Origin of the sequence: Rheinheimera riviphila (genome assembly GCF_004005945.1) — a bacterium.
Lineage (GTDB): Bacteria > Pseudomonadota > Gammaproteobacteria > Enterobacterales > Alteromonadaceae > Pararheinheimera > Pararheinheimera riviphila.
In genome coordinates this window covers 21,777-35,500 of sequence record NZ_SACS01000017.1, presented here as the reverse complement: position 1 = coordinate 35,500, position 13,724 = coordinate 21,777, and the positions used below count along the sequence as shown (strand labels likewise).

Sequence of the window (13,724 nt, the reverse complement as noted above, 5' to 3'; positions counted from 1 at the left end):
AAGTCGCGGCGAAACACCTGCGCCACCACAAAAACGCGGCTAGCGCCTCTGTGGTGGCAACACTGATCAATAACGATAGGTAAATGAAGCGCCAACGGTACGTGGTGTCACCGTCGCGACGTACCCATTCACATAAGCCCAACTCGCCGGATCGCGGGACGTCACGCCGTATTCGTCAAACGCATTATTGACAAACAGATTCAGCTGCCAGCTATCTTGATGATAACCCGCAGACAACCGGGTCAGCACATAATCGCCGGCAGTCCGTTCTGCGGTATTATTCAAATCACCATAAAACTCGCCAACATAATTGGTATTGATATCCAGCTGCCAGGCTTCAGTCAGCCACCAGGTTAATCCCAGACTCGCGCTGGTGCTGGGTGCGGAGTTCAGTTCGTTGCCAATAGCGCTGGCAAAACTCACCGGCGCGCGAGCAATTTCCGATTGCAACAAACCAACCGCGGCATGCAGCTGAAAGTCATCGCCGAGCATGCTATAGGCTTCCAGTTCCAGACCATAGCTGTGTGCAGCATCGATATTAGTGATGGTGCGGGTGCTGCTCAGCGCCTGATAATCGCTGAAATCATTCCAGAACAAGTTGGCACTGAGACTGATGTCGCCGGAGCCGAGCACCGAGCGTGAACTCAGCTCGAAGGTGTTCACCTTTTCCGAATCGTAATAGTAATATTCGTTGGTCATATTGTTCAGTGCGCCGCCACCGGCGTTGTAACCCTGCCGTGCGCTAAGTGACAAGGTGGTATGTTCCGCCGGATGGTATTGCAGCACTAATTTGGGCAGGGTAAAGGTTTTACTGTTATCAAGCTGCGCCCGGTTCCATTTGCCACGGCTAAACAACGAAAAATCCCGTTGTTGACTTTCATGTTCAACGCGGGCACCACCGGTCAGGTTCCACGTTTCTGAGAAACGGTAATTGCCTTCGCCGTAGATGGCTTTGGAATCACTGCTGTCGTCGCCAAAGTACTGAGTCAGACCCTGGCTGTTAAAATTCTGTTCGCGGGAAAAGTAAGCAACCCCAACAAAACCGGAGTGACTGTGTTTACTGTCGCCAACCGATAATTTGCTGTCGACTGTCCATTCTTTTTGGTGCATCCGCACATCGGATTCGTCGCTGGCGTCCGCTTCATAACCATCAAAGCCCCATTGATGATCCAGATAGGCGACTAAAGTTTCTACGGCCATCAACGGCGCCAACTGATAGTCGAGTTGCAGGCTGTGGGTATCGGCTTCAGTTTTCATCTCACGCTGGAACAACGGGATATAGTCTTGTGGATTTTTCGCATCAAAAAACAACCGGCCGGCATTGCCCTCTTCCTGATAGTGGTTGTAGCTGTATAACAATTTCAGGTCTTGGTTGGCTTTGGGTGTCCACAGCAACTTGGCGCGGCTGTTCTGGGTTTCCAGCGCGGCAAAGTCGGTTTTTGACGGATTGCTGGCATAAACTACCGGGTTGGAATAGGTATCGCCGTTGATCCACTGTGTGGCGACACGGACCGCCAGCTCGTCTTCCACAATCGGCGTCGAAAATGCCAGCGCACTGTCTAAAAAGTTGTGTTGATTGCGATAACCAAGGCGCAGTGCACCTTCCGTTTGCATCACCGGATCACGGGTGCGCACAATCACCGCGCCACCGATGCTGTTGCGGCCATTACTGGTGGATTGCGGGCCACGGAACACTTCGACCTGCTCGATATCCCACAGGCCGGTATCGCCGGTCACTTCTGCCACAAAGGGCTGCGCCACCCCATCCACCAGATGGCTGACCCGCGCCCTGGCGCCACCGGTAAAGGAGTTAAAACCGGTGGCCGATCCATTGCCTGACACGCCGCGGATATCCGGCACAGCACCGGTCAGTACCACCACGTTGGCAACGTCTTTGAGCGCATCTGACATCGAAACAATTTGACCGCTGTCCAGCATCTGCTGATTAATCACCGCCACTGAGGCTGCGGTATCTTTGAGTGAACGCTCGGTTTTTTCACCGGTGACGGTAATGACTTCAATCGATTCCCGCGCTTTACGCTCCGCCTCGCCGTCTGGTGTCAGCGCTGCCTGCGCCGTCACGCTGCCGCTACTGATCAGCATGGCCAGAACCAAAGGTTTCAGCACAAATTTGTTATTGATTTCCATGTTTGACAACTCCCGATTTAAACACCCATTAAAAAGTGACGGCAAAGTAGCACAAACATTTTAACATATCAATTGCGAATCATTCCTATTTACATTAAAATCGGCACGTTTTCAAAAGGATCTTGTGATGCTGAAATTAATCCTGGTCATCGTCTTGCTGTTTATTGCTGTTCTACTGTGGTATGGCAGCAACCGACACCAACGTTTACTAAAAAAACCACTGTCGCGCCGTTGGCGGCACGTTGGCACTCTGGCGGCTGTTGCGGCAACGACGACGGCCGCGTTGCAATTCAGTATGTCCACCACGATATTTTTCAGCTTATTGCTGTTGATGTTGTGGTTGATGCTGCTGCCTTTTGCCACTTTATTCCGTGCCGGAGGCCGTCATGACGAGACCTGACCGAACCTCTTCCCCCAAAAAAGACTGGCTGCAAAAAACACTGGCCGGTGTTTTTGCTGGTTTAGCCATCGCTTTTGCTTGTGTTGGCTTTTTTGTCTGGTATGGCCCGGGTGCGATTGAGTCTGGCGACAAAACTCAGTTTGCAATGTGGCTGGTGACGCCAGTCTGGCTGGTAATTTTGGCCGGGGTTTATCTATTTCCAAGCGGCCGACGTGCCTGGATAGTGCTTGGTAGCATTACCGCCCTGTTGTATTGCAGCTTTTTTCTATTACGGAGTCTGGCATGAAAGTCAGGGCTGACATTTTACGAACTTACCAAAGCTTACATACCTGGACCGGCATCTGCGCCGGTTTATTGTTGTTTATCGGTTTTTACGCCGGTAGTCTGACCATGTTTAAACATCAGTTGCAGCAGTGGATCAGCCCGGCGTTATCTGCGGCCGGAGCCGACAATCCGACGCCTGCTTCGCTGAGCGATTGGCAGACCTTGTTAGATACCACGTTACAGCAACCGGCACCGGCGCTGCAGGCTGGTTTTACCCTGGATTTACGCGAAAGTGCACCGGTGATCCGCTGGTACAGTCAGGGCAACGCGCGTGGATTACTGCTGGACAATCAGCTGACCGAAGCCCGGCTGGTTACGCCGAACCAACAGGACGCGTCGAGCCAGCCGAACCAAATCGTGTTGCAACAGCACACCGAAAACCGCTTTGCCGATCTGCTGGATTATCTGCATCGAAGCGCTGGCATTGGCGGCGAAATTGGCCATGATCAGGCAGGGGTTTATCTGCTGGGCATTGCCGCAGTGCTGTATTTTCTGGCGTTAGTATCAGGGGTGGTGATCCTGCTACCGACCCTAACCAAAACATTTTTTGCGCTCAGAACCAGCAAAGGCAGCAGCCGCTTCTGGCTCGACAGCCACAATCTGGTTGGCATCGCCAGCTTGCCGTTTCATTTGATCATCGCCTGGACGGTGATTGTGTTTGCCTTTCACGATTTAATTTATGACGGGCTAGGACCATTTTATGGCGATACGCCAATGTTTGCCCAAGGCGAGCCACCACGCCAAAGCTATGATGTCGCCAGTCTGCCGCCATTGGCACAACAGCTGGCTGCGGCGCAGGCGTACAGTCCGGCGCATCAGCCGGTGCACCTGAGTTACATGCGACTGACCTCGCCATCACCCGTGGTGATTATTCAGATGCTGAACCCGGACGGGATGGTGCGTGGCCCTGATGCCGATTATTTATACATGCATCCTTATACCCTTGAAATTCAACCATTTACTTTTTCCAATCAGCCAGGCGCAGACTATGGCAAAACGGTGATGGGCTTGTTTGCGCTGCATTATGGCAGTTATGCCGGCGACTGGGGCCGTTGGGGTTATTTTGTGATGGGCCTGTTTGGTGCCTTTTTGTTTTACAGCGGCAATCTGTTGTGGCTGGATAAACGCAGTCAGAAACAGCAACAAGTCAGCCGCAGTACCCGGATCATGGCCGCACTGACCGTTGGTGTTTGCCTGGGCTCGATGCTGGCGGTGGTGCTGACATTGCTGAGCGGTAAACTGCTGGGCGGGTATGGGCTGGGCGGGAATTGGCCTGGCACTTTAGGCAGCAACCTCAACTATGCCTATTTAGTCAGCTACTACAGCGTGTTCGTGGTTTTTATGATCTGGACTTTCTGGCAAGGTGCCGCCCGCGCGGCTTATCAGGGTTTGTTGCTGTTAACGGTCAGCTGTGCGGCATTGCCATTTGCCAGTTTATATCTGCAATGGCGTCAGCCGGACTTGTCTGCTTTTAGCAGTACTGTTGGCGTTGATCTGATGGCGCTGCTGTTTGCTGCCATCTTTGCCTTTGCGGCGTACAAAACCCGGCAACGTCAACACAATGCTAGCTTGCACAGCCTGTGGTCTGCGCCAGCGAAGTCAGAAGCCGCCGCCGCGCCCGTTCATTCTTAAACATTCTTACATTGATCAGCAATAGTCGCCGGGGAGATCCGGCGACTCGGCGTGGTTCATGCAGGTTGTTCGCTCGCTTCTTTTAAGGCGGTTGCCTGTGCTGCAGCTGCCGCGATTTTCTGCCGTTCACGCAAATACAATCCCCAGATCACCAACGAACCAGCAATCGCCAACACATTGATGAAACCCAGACCGGCAAAACCGGTCAGCTGCTGCGCGTTATTGCCGAGCCAAGCAGCAGCAAATACGCTGCCCGCCCCAGCTGCCAGATTGGATACGGTACCGAGCAACGACATAAAGGCTGCACGTTGCATCGGCGCTGGGATTTCGCTGAAACTACTCATCAGCACTGCACTGCGTACGGCACTGGTCGACATCAGTAAACAAAAGAACAACCACACCGACAATAGCGGCCAGACAATACCAGCCAAAACAGCAGATGCCATCAGAGCGCTGCAGCCAAATACCAACCACGATTGATAACCTTGATCGGCCAATCGTCCGGTGAACTGCAGTAATAGCAGACTAACGACGCCACCCACGGCGTATAGCAGACTGATCTGCTCCCTGGCAAAGCCCAGATTAAACTGAAAATAAGCCGACAGACTGGGGATCAGCAGAAAATGCCCGGCCATGGTCAGCGCGATTAAGGCCGCCGCCAGCTGGCAATCGCGCTGACGCAGCAACTGACGCATACTGGCAAGACCGGCACTGGCATGGCCGGGCAACGACGGCATCAACTTTAATGTAGCCAGACACAACAACAAACCTGCCACAACAAATAATCCAAAGGACCAGCGCCAGCTCAGCCAGATTGCCGTCTGCAAAGCCAACGGCACCAGCAAAATAGCGGCGAGTGGAAAAGCGGCTCCCAGCAAAGCCATCGCCCGGCCACGCTGTGGTCCCGGCGTTAAATCCAGCACTGCCGCCATTAACACTGCAGACAAAGGCCCGGCTAATGCGGCCGACAGCAGATAATTCAGATAGAGGCTGCTCAGTTGCTCAGCCTGGGCCGCCAAGGCCAGTAACAGCGATTTCCCCCCCAGACAAACCAGCAACACCGTGCGCCGGTTGGCTTTATCCAGCCAGGGCGCTGCCAGCAAACCACAACCTGCGGCGACCAGCGTGGCCCAGCCGGTGAGCAACCCAATCTGGTCACTGGGTAATTGCAGGCTGCGGGTCAAGTCGGGACCAAGCGGCATCAGCATCATAAAACCACCCAGCGATACCAGATGGATAGCAACAGCCAGCCAGACAAAGCTGTGCAGAGGTCCATATTCAGCGGTGTTTTCTTGCGACATCAGGCTTCCTTATCAAATTTAAGTAAAAAATATCAAATTTTCGTATGGAAAATTGCTTTACTGATACTATTGCGAACCATTATCATTTGCAACAACATAAATAGTATTGATTCTCATTTGTATAAAGGAGTATGCGATGTGCCCTGCCGACATCTGTTGCAGTGCGTCACAACTAACTGACGATCTTGCGGCTGCCGACAACATGCTGTTGGCCCCTTCCGGTAATCCCCGCTGGACTGACAGCAAATTGCTCCAGGGTTATCTGCCAGCACAAAGCTGTATTGTGGCGGCAGGTTCGCAATTTCTGCTGACCCATGGTTGTTATGCCCAGTTTCAGCTGCCTACGAACAGTCCTGGGCTTGCCCTTCTATTGCAGGACAAGCTGGCCGCAGCCAAAGCTGATGGCGTGGTCGAGCCGGTGTTGATCCAGTTGATCCCCTTTGATCCCGGTCAGAACGCCAGTTTTCTGATCCCACGTCAGGTCGAGCGTATCGGCGCGGATAAGTTGACCACACGGCTGCAGCAACAAGCCAAAACTTCTGCGCCGCTGCGGCTGGGACACAACAAGGCTGCTGAATTTACCCGCCAGGTGCGCCAGGCCGTGCAACTGCTGCAACAACCGAAGCTGAAAAAACTGGTGCTTGGCCGTGCCATTGAATGCCACAGCGAACAACTGGACCTGGCTGATTGTCTGCTGTCGTTACTGCAGCAAAACCCCGGCGCCGCCACTTTTGCCGTACCGTTGCCGGGAGGTGAGGTGTGGTTTGGCGCCAGCCCGGAGTTGCTGCTGGCGCGCCATGGCAATCAGATCCGCACCCAGCCACTGGCGGGCACCTGTCGTCGTGATCTGACGGATCTGACGCGAGACCAGGCCCAGGCTGAGGTGTTGCGACACAGCCCAAAAGACCGCTATGAACATCAGTTGGTGGTGCAACAGATCAGCGAAGTGCTGGCACCGTACTGCAAAATATTGCAGGTGCCGGCCGAGCCGTCTTTGCTTGCGACCAGCCGGCTCTGGCATCTGGCCAGCGACATTCAAGCCGAGCTTGTCAACGCCGACATCCCATCGCTGGATATTTTACAACTGCTGCACCCGACAGCAGCTGTCTGTGGCCAGCCCACCGCCGCCGCGCGGGAGGCTATTCGTCAAATCGAAACCTATCAGCGTGATTTTTTCTGCGGTGCTGTCGGCTGGCAGGATCTGGCTGGCAATGGCCAATGGCAGGTGATGATCCGCTGTGCCCGTGCCAAAGCCGGTCAACTGACCCTGTACGCCGGCGCCGGTATTGTGTCTGCTTCCGAGCCAGCTGCGGAGCTGGCAGAAACCAATGCCAAGTTTGCCACTATGCTGGGGGCGCTTGGCCTGCCAGAACTGACGGAGGCCTGCTGATGGGGCATTTTACTCAGTGGCCAACGGCCCGCGCTGCACTTTATCAGCAACAAGGGGCCTGGCAGGATCAGCCACTGCATTACTGGTGCTGGCAACAGGCGCACCATAGGCCGCAGCAGATCGCGCTGATTTGCCGCGACCGCCAACTAAGCTACCGACAACTGTGGCAGGCCGCGACACAACTAGCCAGATTATGGCAGCAGCAAGGATTGCAAGCCGGGCAACCGGTTCTGGTACAGCTTGGCAACTGCGCCGAGTTTTATCTGGTACTGATCGCGTGCTGGCAGGCGGGTCTGGTGCCACTCAATGCTCTGTACCGGCATGGTCGCAAAGAACTCCGGGAATTTGCGCTGCAGCTACAACCGGCGTTGTTGGTGTTTGACAGTCGTCATCCGTTATTTAGCGGGAACCAACTGCCGGATGGCCTGGCTGATATCCCGCAGCGTTATTGCCTGGGCAGCCATTCGCTGGCAAATCCGCTGCCGGACTTTTTCCAACCGGGCACCATCTTGCCAGCGCTTTCTACAGCAGCAGATCCAGCGCCACAACTGCAACAGGAACTGGCTTTATTTCAGCTCTCTGGCGGCAGTACCGGCATCCCAAAACTGATTCCCAGAACCCATCGCGACTACGCCTGCAGCGTACGGGACAGCGTCGCCGTGTGTCAATGGACCCCGCAGTTGCGTTATTTATGTGCGCTGCCGGCCGGGCACAATTTTGCGCTGAGTTCTCCTGGAGCCCTTGGTGTGTTTTGCGCCGGCGGTACATTGGTGTTGGCCGCGAGTCCGGAAGCCAGCAGCTGTTTTGCGCTGATCCGCGAGCATCAGGTGAACTGGGCGGCACTGGTACCAGCCGCAGCCCGACTGTGGCTGGATGCGCCGGAAAATCTGCCGCGCCCGGTGCTGGAGGTGCTGCAAATTGGCGGAGCTGCCTTGTCGCCAACACTGGCGCAAGCGCTGGAGCAACAATTCGGCTGCATCGTGCAGCAGGTGTACGGTATGGCGGAAGGGCTGGTCAATTATACCGCGCTGACCGATCCGCCAACGCTGCGTTGGCATTATCAGGGTCGGCCAATGAGCAAACTCGATGAGATCCGCATCGTCAATGCCGTTGGGAACATCGTTCAGCGCGGTGAACCTGGCGAGCTGCAAACCCGCGGTCCTTATACCATCTGCGGCTACTGGCAAGGGGGTGAAGACAGTTTTACCGCCGACGGTTTTTACCGCACCGGCGATTTAGTGCGGGAAGGCCCCGACGGCTTGTTACAGGTGGTTGGCCGACTCAAAGATCAGGTCAATCGTGGTGGTGAAAAGTTTGCCGCCGCCGAAGTCGAAACTGAGTTACTGAAACACCCGGCAGTCCGTCAGGCTGCGGTGATCAGCATTCCGGATCTGCTGCTGGGCGAAAAAAGTCTGGCGGTGCTGGTGTGCGATCCACAACGGCCAACGCCGACAGCCGTGAGCCTGCGCCGCTTTTTGCGGGAGCAAGGCCTGGCTGATTTCAAAATTCCGGACAAAGTGCAATGCAGTGACCAGCTGCCACTCACCGCCGTCGGTAAAACTGACAAACCCGCATTACGCGCCCTGTACGCCACAATCTTCCCTACTATTGAGGAAACCTGATGACTATCCCCCGTATTTTGTCGTATCCGCTGCCACAAGCGGCTGAATTGCCCCGCAACAAGGCGCACTGGCAACCCGAACCCGGCCGTGCGGCATTACTTATCCATGATATGCAGCAGTATTTCTGCCGGTTTTATGCCGCTGATTGCCCACTGTTACGCACCTTGCTGCAGCATATTCTGCAACTGCGTCACTATGCTGACCAGCAACAAATCCCGGTGATTTACACCGCGCAGCCGGCCGAACAAGCACCGGCCGATCGGGCGCTGCTCAATGATATCTGGGGGCCTGGTCTCACAGCTGCCGATCCGGCGCTGGCCGCGATTGTCGACGAACTGGCGCCACGTGCCGATGACATTGTCCTGACCAAATGGCGCTACAGCGCCTTTGCCAAAAGTCCGTTGCAGGAACTGTTACAAGAATGTGGCCGCGACCAACTGCTGATCTGTGGCATTTATGCACATATCGGCATCCAGACCACGGCTGTCGATGCTTTTATGCGCGATATCCAGCCTTTTGTGATTGCCGATGCCATCGCCGATTTTGACCTCGCCAGCCATCTGCACGCCTTACATTACCTGGCCGGACGCGCGGCCGTGATATTGCCCACCGCATTTTTCAGCCAACAGCTTTGCTCTGAAGGAGAATTAACCTTGCTTGATTCAAACAGTCTGACGGCCCATGTGCTGCACCTGGTGGCGGATGATGTCGCCGAATTTTCAGCCGACGCCAACTTGCTGGACTATGGCATCGATTCGGTGCAAATCATGGCCATCGTTGCCAAATGGCGTGAACAAGGGTTAGCGGTCGATTTTATCGATCTGGCCGAACAACCCACCCTCAATGCCTGGCTGGCGTTGTTGCAACGTCAGCAAATTGTGCTGGCTGAGGCCGTCTGATGAAGCAGCCATTGACCCTGGCCCAGCAGGGCATCTGGCTCGGCCAGCAAATGAACGGCCAGAGTGCCTTGTACAACACCGCCGAATGCATCGCTTTTGCCGGTAAAATTAACGCCGATCTGCTGTGTCAGGCGTTACGTCAGGCGGTCGGTGAAGCCGAGGTCGTTAGTTGTCTCTATCTGGCTGACACGGCTGACGACAGCCTGAGTGCCTGGCGGGAACACACGGATCTGCCATTGCAGATTGACGAATTAGTGCTGGACGGACCGCGCGACCGGGATTTTTTTACCGAATATGCCCGTGCCCAGGTGTTGCAACCCATTGAGCTCGGCCGCAACCTGCCTATCCGCTTTGTGCTGTTTCGCGCACCGGCCCAGGATTATTTGTTCAACATGTCACACCATATTGCGTTGGATGGGTATGGCAATGCCATTTTGTTTCGCCGGGTGGCGGTGATTTACAATGCCTTGCTGAACGGCAACAGCATTCCGGCCTGCCCCTTTGGCAGCATGGCCGCAGTGTTCGAAGAAGAACAGCAGTGGCAGCAACAGAAACAGCTCTCGGCCCAATACTGGCAACAGCAATGTGCCAGTTGGCCACAGCCGGTATCTTTTGTTACAGGCACGGGGGCACTACAGCCTTATTATTTGCGCCAGTCGCAGCATTTGAGTCGCACACAGTGGCAACAATTGCAGCAACTGGCTGAGCAACATCGGATCAGTTGGCCTGATCTGCTGCTGGCCAGTCTCAGCGCCTTGTTGCAGTACTACAGCGGCGAAAACCGGTTGTGCCTTGGGCTGATAATGATGAACCGCATCGGCAGCAAAGCGCTGCAGGTGCCTTGTATGCATACCAACATCGTGCCGCTGTTTGCCGATATCGAAGGCGAGACGTTGCTGAGCCTGGCACAGCAACTGGCCCGGCGCAAACGCGAGCTCAGGCCGTATCAGTCTTATCGTTATGAAGAGATGAAACGCGACCAGCATAAGGTGTCAGAAAGGCTGTATGGCCCACTGGTCAATATTATGCCATTTGATTATGCCGCAACTTTTGGCGATGTGGCATCGCGAACTTTGCATCTGGTCACCGGCACGGTGGAAGATCTGATCCTCGAAGTCTATTTACAAGGCGATGCGCCGCCGTTGCTGGATTTTGACGCCAATCCAAATTGTTATAGCAACGACACCCTGGCCGAACTACGTTGCCTGTTTTTTCAGCTGCTGGACGCGCAGCTGGCGGCGCCGGATACCACGCTGATCAATACCAACCAGCAACTTCTGGCCAAAGCGCGCGCTGCGGCGCTGCTGGGGACTGAAGCCTCTGCTGCACCGGATATTTTGCAGAGTATCGCCCGGCAGGTGCAGCAACGTGGTGAGCACTGTGCGATCAGTGCCAAAAGCAGTGCGGAGTCTGCAGAGCTTAGTTATCAGGCACTGTGGCAACAGGTTGCACACTATCACCACGCATTACAGCAGCAGGCGTTGCCGGCACAGAGCCGGATTGGCCTGCTGTTGTCGCGCCAGCCCGCCACCATCGCGCTGCTGTTGGCCTGCCTGGCCGGCGGCTACAGCTTTGTCGCGCTGGATGTCACAGTACCGCCAGCCCGCTTGCAACAGCAATTGGCGCTGGCAACACCGCAGCTGCTGATCTGCGAAGATCAAACCTGGCAACTCGCCCAGCAGTTGGCTGCACAGCTGCCGGAACAGCCGGCGGTGCAACGACTCAGTGCGCTGACAACCGACCTGGCAGATGGTCCATCAACGCTGCCGTACGACAAAGTAAGCGACAAAGTAAGCAACAAAATAAGCAACAAGGCCAGCGCCAACGATGAGGCGTATTTGTTATTTACCTCAGGCTCCAGTGGTGTCCCAAAAGCAGTTCCAATTCATCGCGGTGCGCTCAGCCATTTTGTGATGGCGGCCGCTCAGCGCTATGGCTGGCAGGCGCAGGATCGGGTGTTGCAATTCGCACCGCTGCACTTTGACGCCAGCATTGAAGAAATTTTTGTCAGTCTGAGTGTCGGCGCCACGCTGGTATTGCGGGATGACGCTGCCCTGCAGTCGATGGCCGATTTTCAGGCGTTATTAACCGGGCAGCGCATCAGCGTCGCCGACTTACCCACGGCATTTTTCCATGAATGGGTGCTGTCGCTGCAGGATACAGAAACGCAGCAAAACACCGGGGCACTGCCACCGACACTGCCGCCGACACTGCGGCAGGTGATTGTCGGCGGCGAAGCGCTCAAAGCTGAGCTGCTGACCAAGTGGCAACAGCAAGTAGCGCGGTCGCAGCCGGTGACGCTGATCAACAGCTATGGTCCGACCGAAACCACAGTCGTCGCGCTGTGTCAGGACGTCAGTCATTGGCAACCCGACGCGCTGTTGCCAATCGGCACACCGTTACCAGGGGTGCAGGCACTGGTGCTCGACCGCCACGACCGCCCGGCCGCCAGTGGTGAATTGGTGTTGCTCGGACCTACCGTCAGCGCCGGTTATGTGGGGCTGTCCGCAGCAGCGAGCCAAACCACCGCCCATCAGCAGTTGCTTATCGGCGACCAGATCCAACGACTGTACCGCACCGGCGATGCCGTGCAGCTGCAAGATGGATTGATTTATTACTGCGGCCGACAGGACGACGAATTTAAGCTGTCCGGGTATCGGATCCAACCCGGTGAAATCGAACAGGCGCTGTGCCGCCATCCCGCAGTGCAACAGGCGGTGGTGCTGGGGATCAGTAACGACCAGCAGCGTTATCTGCAGGCCTGGCTGGTCTGCAACACCGATCTGACCCCGGCACAGCAAGCGGAGCTACCGGCCGAGCTACGCCGCTATCTGGCCGAAACGCTGCCTGCGGCGCTGATCCCATCGCGTTTTACCTTGTTGCCAGCACTGCCGCTCAATCGCAACAACAAGGTCGACAAAGCCCTGCTACGCACCTTGCCGGCTGAGCAGAGCCGCAATGACAACAACGGTTCCAGTGATCTCAGCGGCACCGCAGCCAAGGTGGCTGAGATTTGGCGGCAAGTGCTCGGCATCCAGGCATTGCAACCGCAGGATAACTTTTTCACGGTGGGCGGTCAGTCGCTGCAAACCATTCAGGTGATGAACCGGCTGTCGCGTGAGCTTGGCCTGCACCTGAAAGTGTCTGATGCTTTTAATCATCCGACCTTGCAACAGCTGGCCGATCACATCGACAACCTGCAGCACCAGGACTCAGCGGAGGAGCTGGTATGGTAAAGCCGCCGCTGTTATGGATCACCGGTGCCGCCGGTGGTGTTGGTCAGGCATTAATGGCACAGGCCAAAGCCGATGGTTTTGCGGTGCTCGGGCTGGACCGGTGTGTCGGTGTTGATGCTGGCGTCGGCGTTGACATCATCCAACTTGATTTAACCGACAGCGCCGCAGTCACGGCCTTTTGTCAGGCGCAACCACAATTGCCGGATCTGCTGATCCACGCCGCCGGTGTGCTACATCCGGCCGCGATCTCGGACACCAGCGATGCGCAGTGGCGCCAGACTTTTGCCGTCAACGCCGACAGCGCCTTTTATCTGTGCCGCGCGCTGCTGCCGCACTGGCAACACCAGGGTAATGCGGCGGTGGTGTTGATTGCCTCCAATGCCGGCCGGGTACCGCGACTCGGCATGGCAGCTTACGGTGCAGCCAAAGCGGCGCTGGCCCATTTTGGTAAAACCCTGGCGCTGGAACTGGCCGCCAGCGGCGGGCGCTGCAATGTATTGTCGCCCGGATCCACCGACACCGCGATGCTGCATCAGCTCTGGCAACAGCCGGAAGATCGGGCGCGCACGCTTGGTGGCGATGCCGCTAAATTCCGCCTTGGTATTCCGCTTGGCCGGATCGCAGACGCCAGCCAGGTGGCGCAAGCCGCGCTGTTTCTGGTGTCTAGCCAGGCCAGCCACATCACCATGCAGGAACTGGTGATCGACGGTGGCGCCACACTTGGCGCCTGAACCTTTTGCTTACATCGCCAGCCAAGGCTGGCAGGAGTATC

General features: G+C 56.0%; 10 protein-coding genes. 8 read left to right on the top strand and 2 right to left on the bottom strand.

Annotation, left to right across the window (positions count from 1 at the left end; genetic code table 11):
• Positions 1 to 66: 66 nt before the first annotated feature.
• Positions 67 to 2,148 carry a TonB-dependent receptor gene (locus tag EOE67_RS14740; RefSeq protein ID WP_127700101.1) on the bottom strand — a complete coding sequence of 694 codons (2,082 nt, stop codon included), beginning with the start codon at positions 2,146 to 2,148 and terminating at the stop codon, positions 67 to 69.
• A 127-nt stretch (positions 2,149 to 2,275) separates the two neighbouring features.
• On the opposite strand from EOE67_RS14740, the gene EOE67_RS14735 reads away from it, so the two are divergent.
• From EOE67_RS14735 to EOE67_RS14725, 3 genes are read left to right on the top strand one after another with little or no spacing between them, the layout of a single operon-like run.
• The gene (locus tag EOE67_RS14735) at positions 2,276 to 2,548 is read left to right on the top strand and encodes a hypothetical protein (RefSeq protein WP_127700100.1); all 273 of its coding nucleotides are present in this window, start codon (positions 2,276 to 2,278) and stop codon (positions 2,546 to 2,548) included.
• A complete protein-coding gene (locus EOE67_RS14730) occupies positions 2,535 to 2,834 on the top strand; it encodes a hypothetical protein (protein WP_127700099.1) in 300 nt (99 codons plus the stop codon). The genes EOE67_RS14735 and EOE67_RS14730 overlap by 14 nt, the downstream gene beginning before the upstream one ends.
• The gene (locus EOE67_RS14725) at positions 2,831 to 4,504 is read left to right on the top strand and encodes a PepSY-associated TM helix domain-containing protein (protein WP_127700098.1); all 1,674 of its coding nucleotides are present in this window, start codon (positions 2,831 to 2,833) and stop codon (positions 4,502 to 4,504) included. Before EOE67_RS14730 ends, EOE67_RS14725 begins: the two co-directional genes overlap by 4 nt.
• A gap of 56 nt (positions 4,505 to 4,560) precedes the next feature.
• Here EOE67_RS14725 and EOE67_RS14720 read toward each other — a convergent pair whose 3' ends face one another.
• Positions 4,561 to 5,805, bottom strand: coding sequence for an MFS transporter (locus tag EOE67_RS14720; RefSeq protein WP_127700097.1), 1,245 nt, complete (start codon positions 5,803 to 5,805; stop codon positions 4,561 to 4,563).
• 136 nt (positions 5,806 to 5,941) lie between these two features.
• On the opposite strand from EOE67_RS14720, the gene EOE67_RS14715 reads away from it, so the two are divergent.
• From EOE67_RS14715 to EOE67_RS14695, 5 genes are read left to right on the top strand one after another with little or no spacing between them, the layout of a single operon-like run.
• Positions 5,942 to 7,195, top strand: a complete 1,254-nt coding sequence (locus EOE67_RS14715; protein ID WP_127700096.1) for an isochorismate synthase — start codon at positions 5,942 to 5,944, stop codon at positions 7,193 to 7,195.
• Positions 7,195 to 8,817: a (2,3-dihydroxybenzoyl)adenylate synthase gene (locus tag EOE67_RS14710; protein WP_276317447.1), complete on the top strand. Its 1,623-nt coding sequence runs from the start codon at positions 7,195 to 7,197 to the stop codon at positions 8,815 to 8,817. Before EOE67_RS14715 ends, EOE67_RS14710 begins: the two co-directional genes overlap by 1 nt.
• Positions 8,817 to 9,716, top strand: coding sequence for an isochorismatase (locus EOE67_RS14705; RefSeq protein WP_127700095.1), 900 nt, complete (start codon positions 8,817 to 8,819; stop codon positions 9,714 to 9,716). Before EOE67_RS14710 ends, EOE67_RS14705 begins: the two co-directional genes overlap by 1 nt.
• The gene (locus EOE67_RS14700; RefSeq protein ID WP_127700094.1) at positions 9,716 to 12,952 is read left to right on the top strand and encodes an AMP-binding protein; all 3,237 of its coding nucleotides are present in this window, start codon (positions 9,716 to 9,718) and stop codon (positions 12,950 to 12,952) included. Before EOE67_RS14705 ends, EOE67_RS14700 begins: the two co-directional genes overlap by 1 nt.
• Positions 12,946 to 13,683 carry an SDR family oxidoreductase gene (locus tag EOE67_RS14695; protein WP_127700093.1) on the top strand — a complete coding sequence of 246 codons (738 nt, stop codon included), beginning with the start codon at positions 12,946 to 12,948 and terminating at the stop codon, positions 13,681 to 13,683. Before EOE67_RS14700 ends, EOE67_RS14695 begins: the two co-directional genes overlap by 7 nt.
• Positions 13,684 to 13,724: the final 41 nt, after the last annotated feature.

What these genes read in the sequence shown, in the direction of transcription:
- EOE67_RS14735 (WP_127700100.1), top strand. Translation starts at nt 2,276, where the DNA reads ATGCTGAAATTAATCCTGGTCATCGTCTTGCTGTTTATTGCTGTTCTA.
- EOE67_RS14740 (WP_127700101.1), bottom strand. Translation starts at nt 2,148, where the DNA reads ATGGAAATCAATAACAAATTTGTGCTGAAACCTTTGGTTCTGGCCATG.
- EOE67_RS14710 (WP_276317447.1), top strand. Translation starts at nt 7,195, where the DNA reads ATGGGGCATTTTACTCAGTGGCCAACGGCCCGCGCTGCACTTTATCAG.
- EOE67_RS14720 (WP_127700097.1), bottom strand. Translation starts at nt 5,805, where the DNA reads ATGTCGCAAGAAAACACCGCTGAATATGGACCTCTGCACAGCTTTGTC.
- EOE67_RS14715 (WP_127700096.1), top strand. Translation starts at nt 5,942, where the DNA reads ATGTGCCCTGCCGACATCTGTTGCAGTGCGTCACAACTAACTGACGAT.
- EOE67_RS14730 (WP_127700099.1), top strand. Translation starts at nt 2,535, where the DNA reads ATGACGAGACCTGACCGAACCTCTTCCCCCAAAAAAGACTGGCTGCAA.
- EOE67_RS14725 (WP_127700098.1), top strand. Translation starts at nt 2,831, where the DNA reads ATGAAAGTCAGGGCTGACATTTTACGAACTTACCAAAGCTTACATACC.
- EOE67_RS14700 (WP_127700094.1), top strand. Translation starts at nt 9,716, where the DNA reads ATGAAGCAGCCATTGACCCTGGCCCAGCAGGGCATCTGGCTCGGCCAG.
- EOE67_RS14705 (WP_127700095.1), top strand. Translation starts at nt 8,817, where the DNA reads ATGACTATCCCCCGTATTTTGTCGTATCCGCTGCCACAAGCGGCTGAA.
- EOE67_RS14695 (WP_127700093.1), top strand. Translation starts at nt 12,946, where the DNA reads ATGGTAAAGCCGCCGCTGTTATGGATCACCGGTGCCGCCGGTGGTGTT.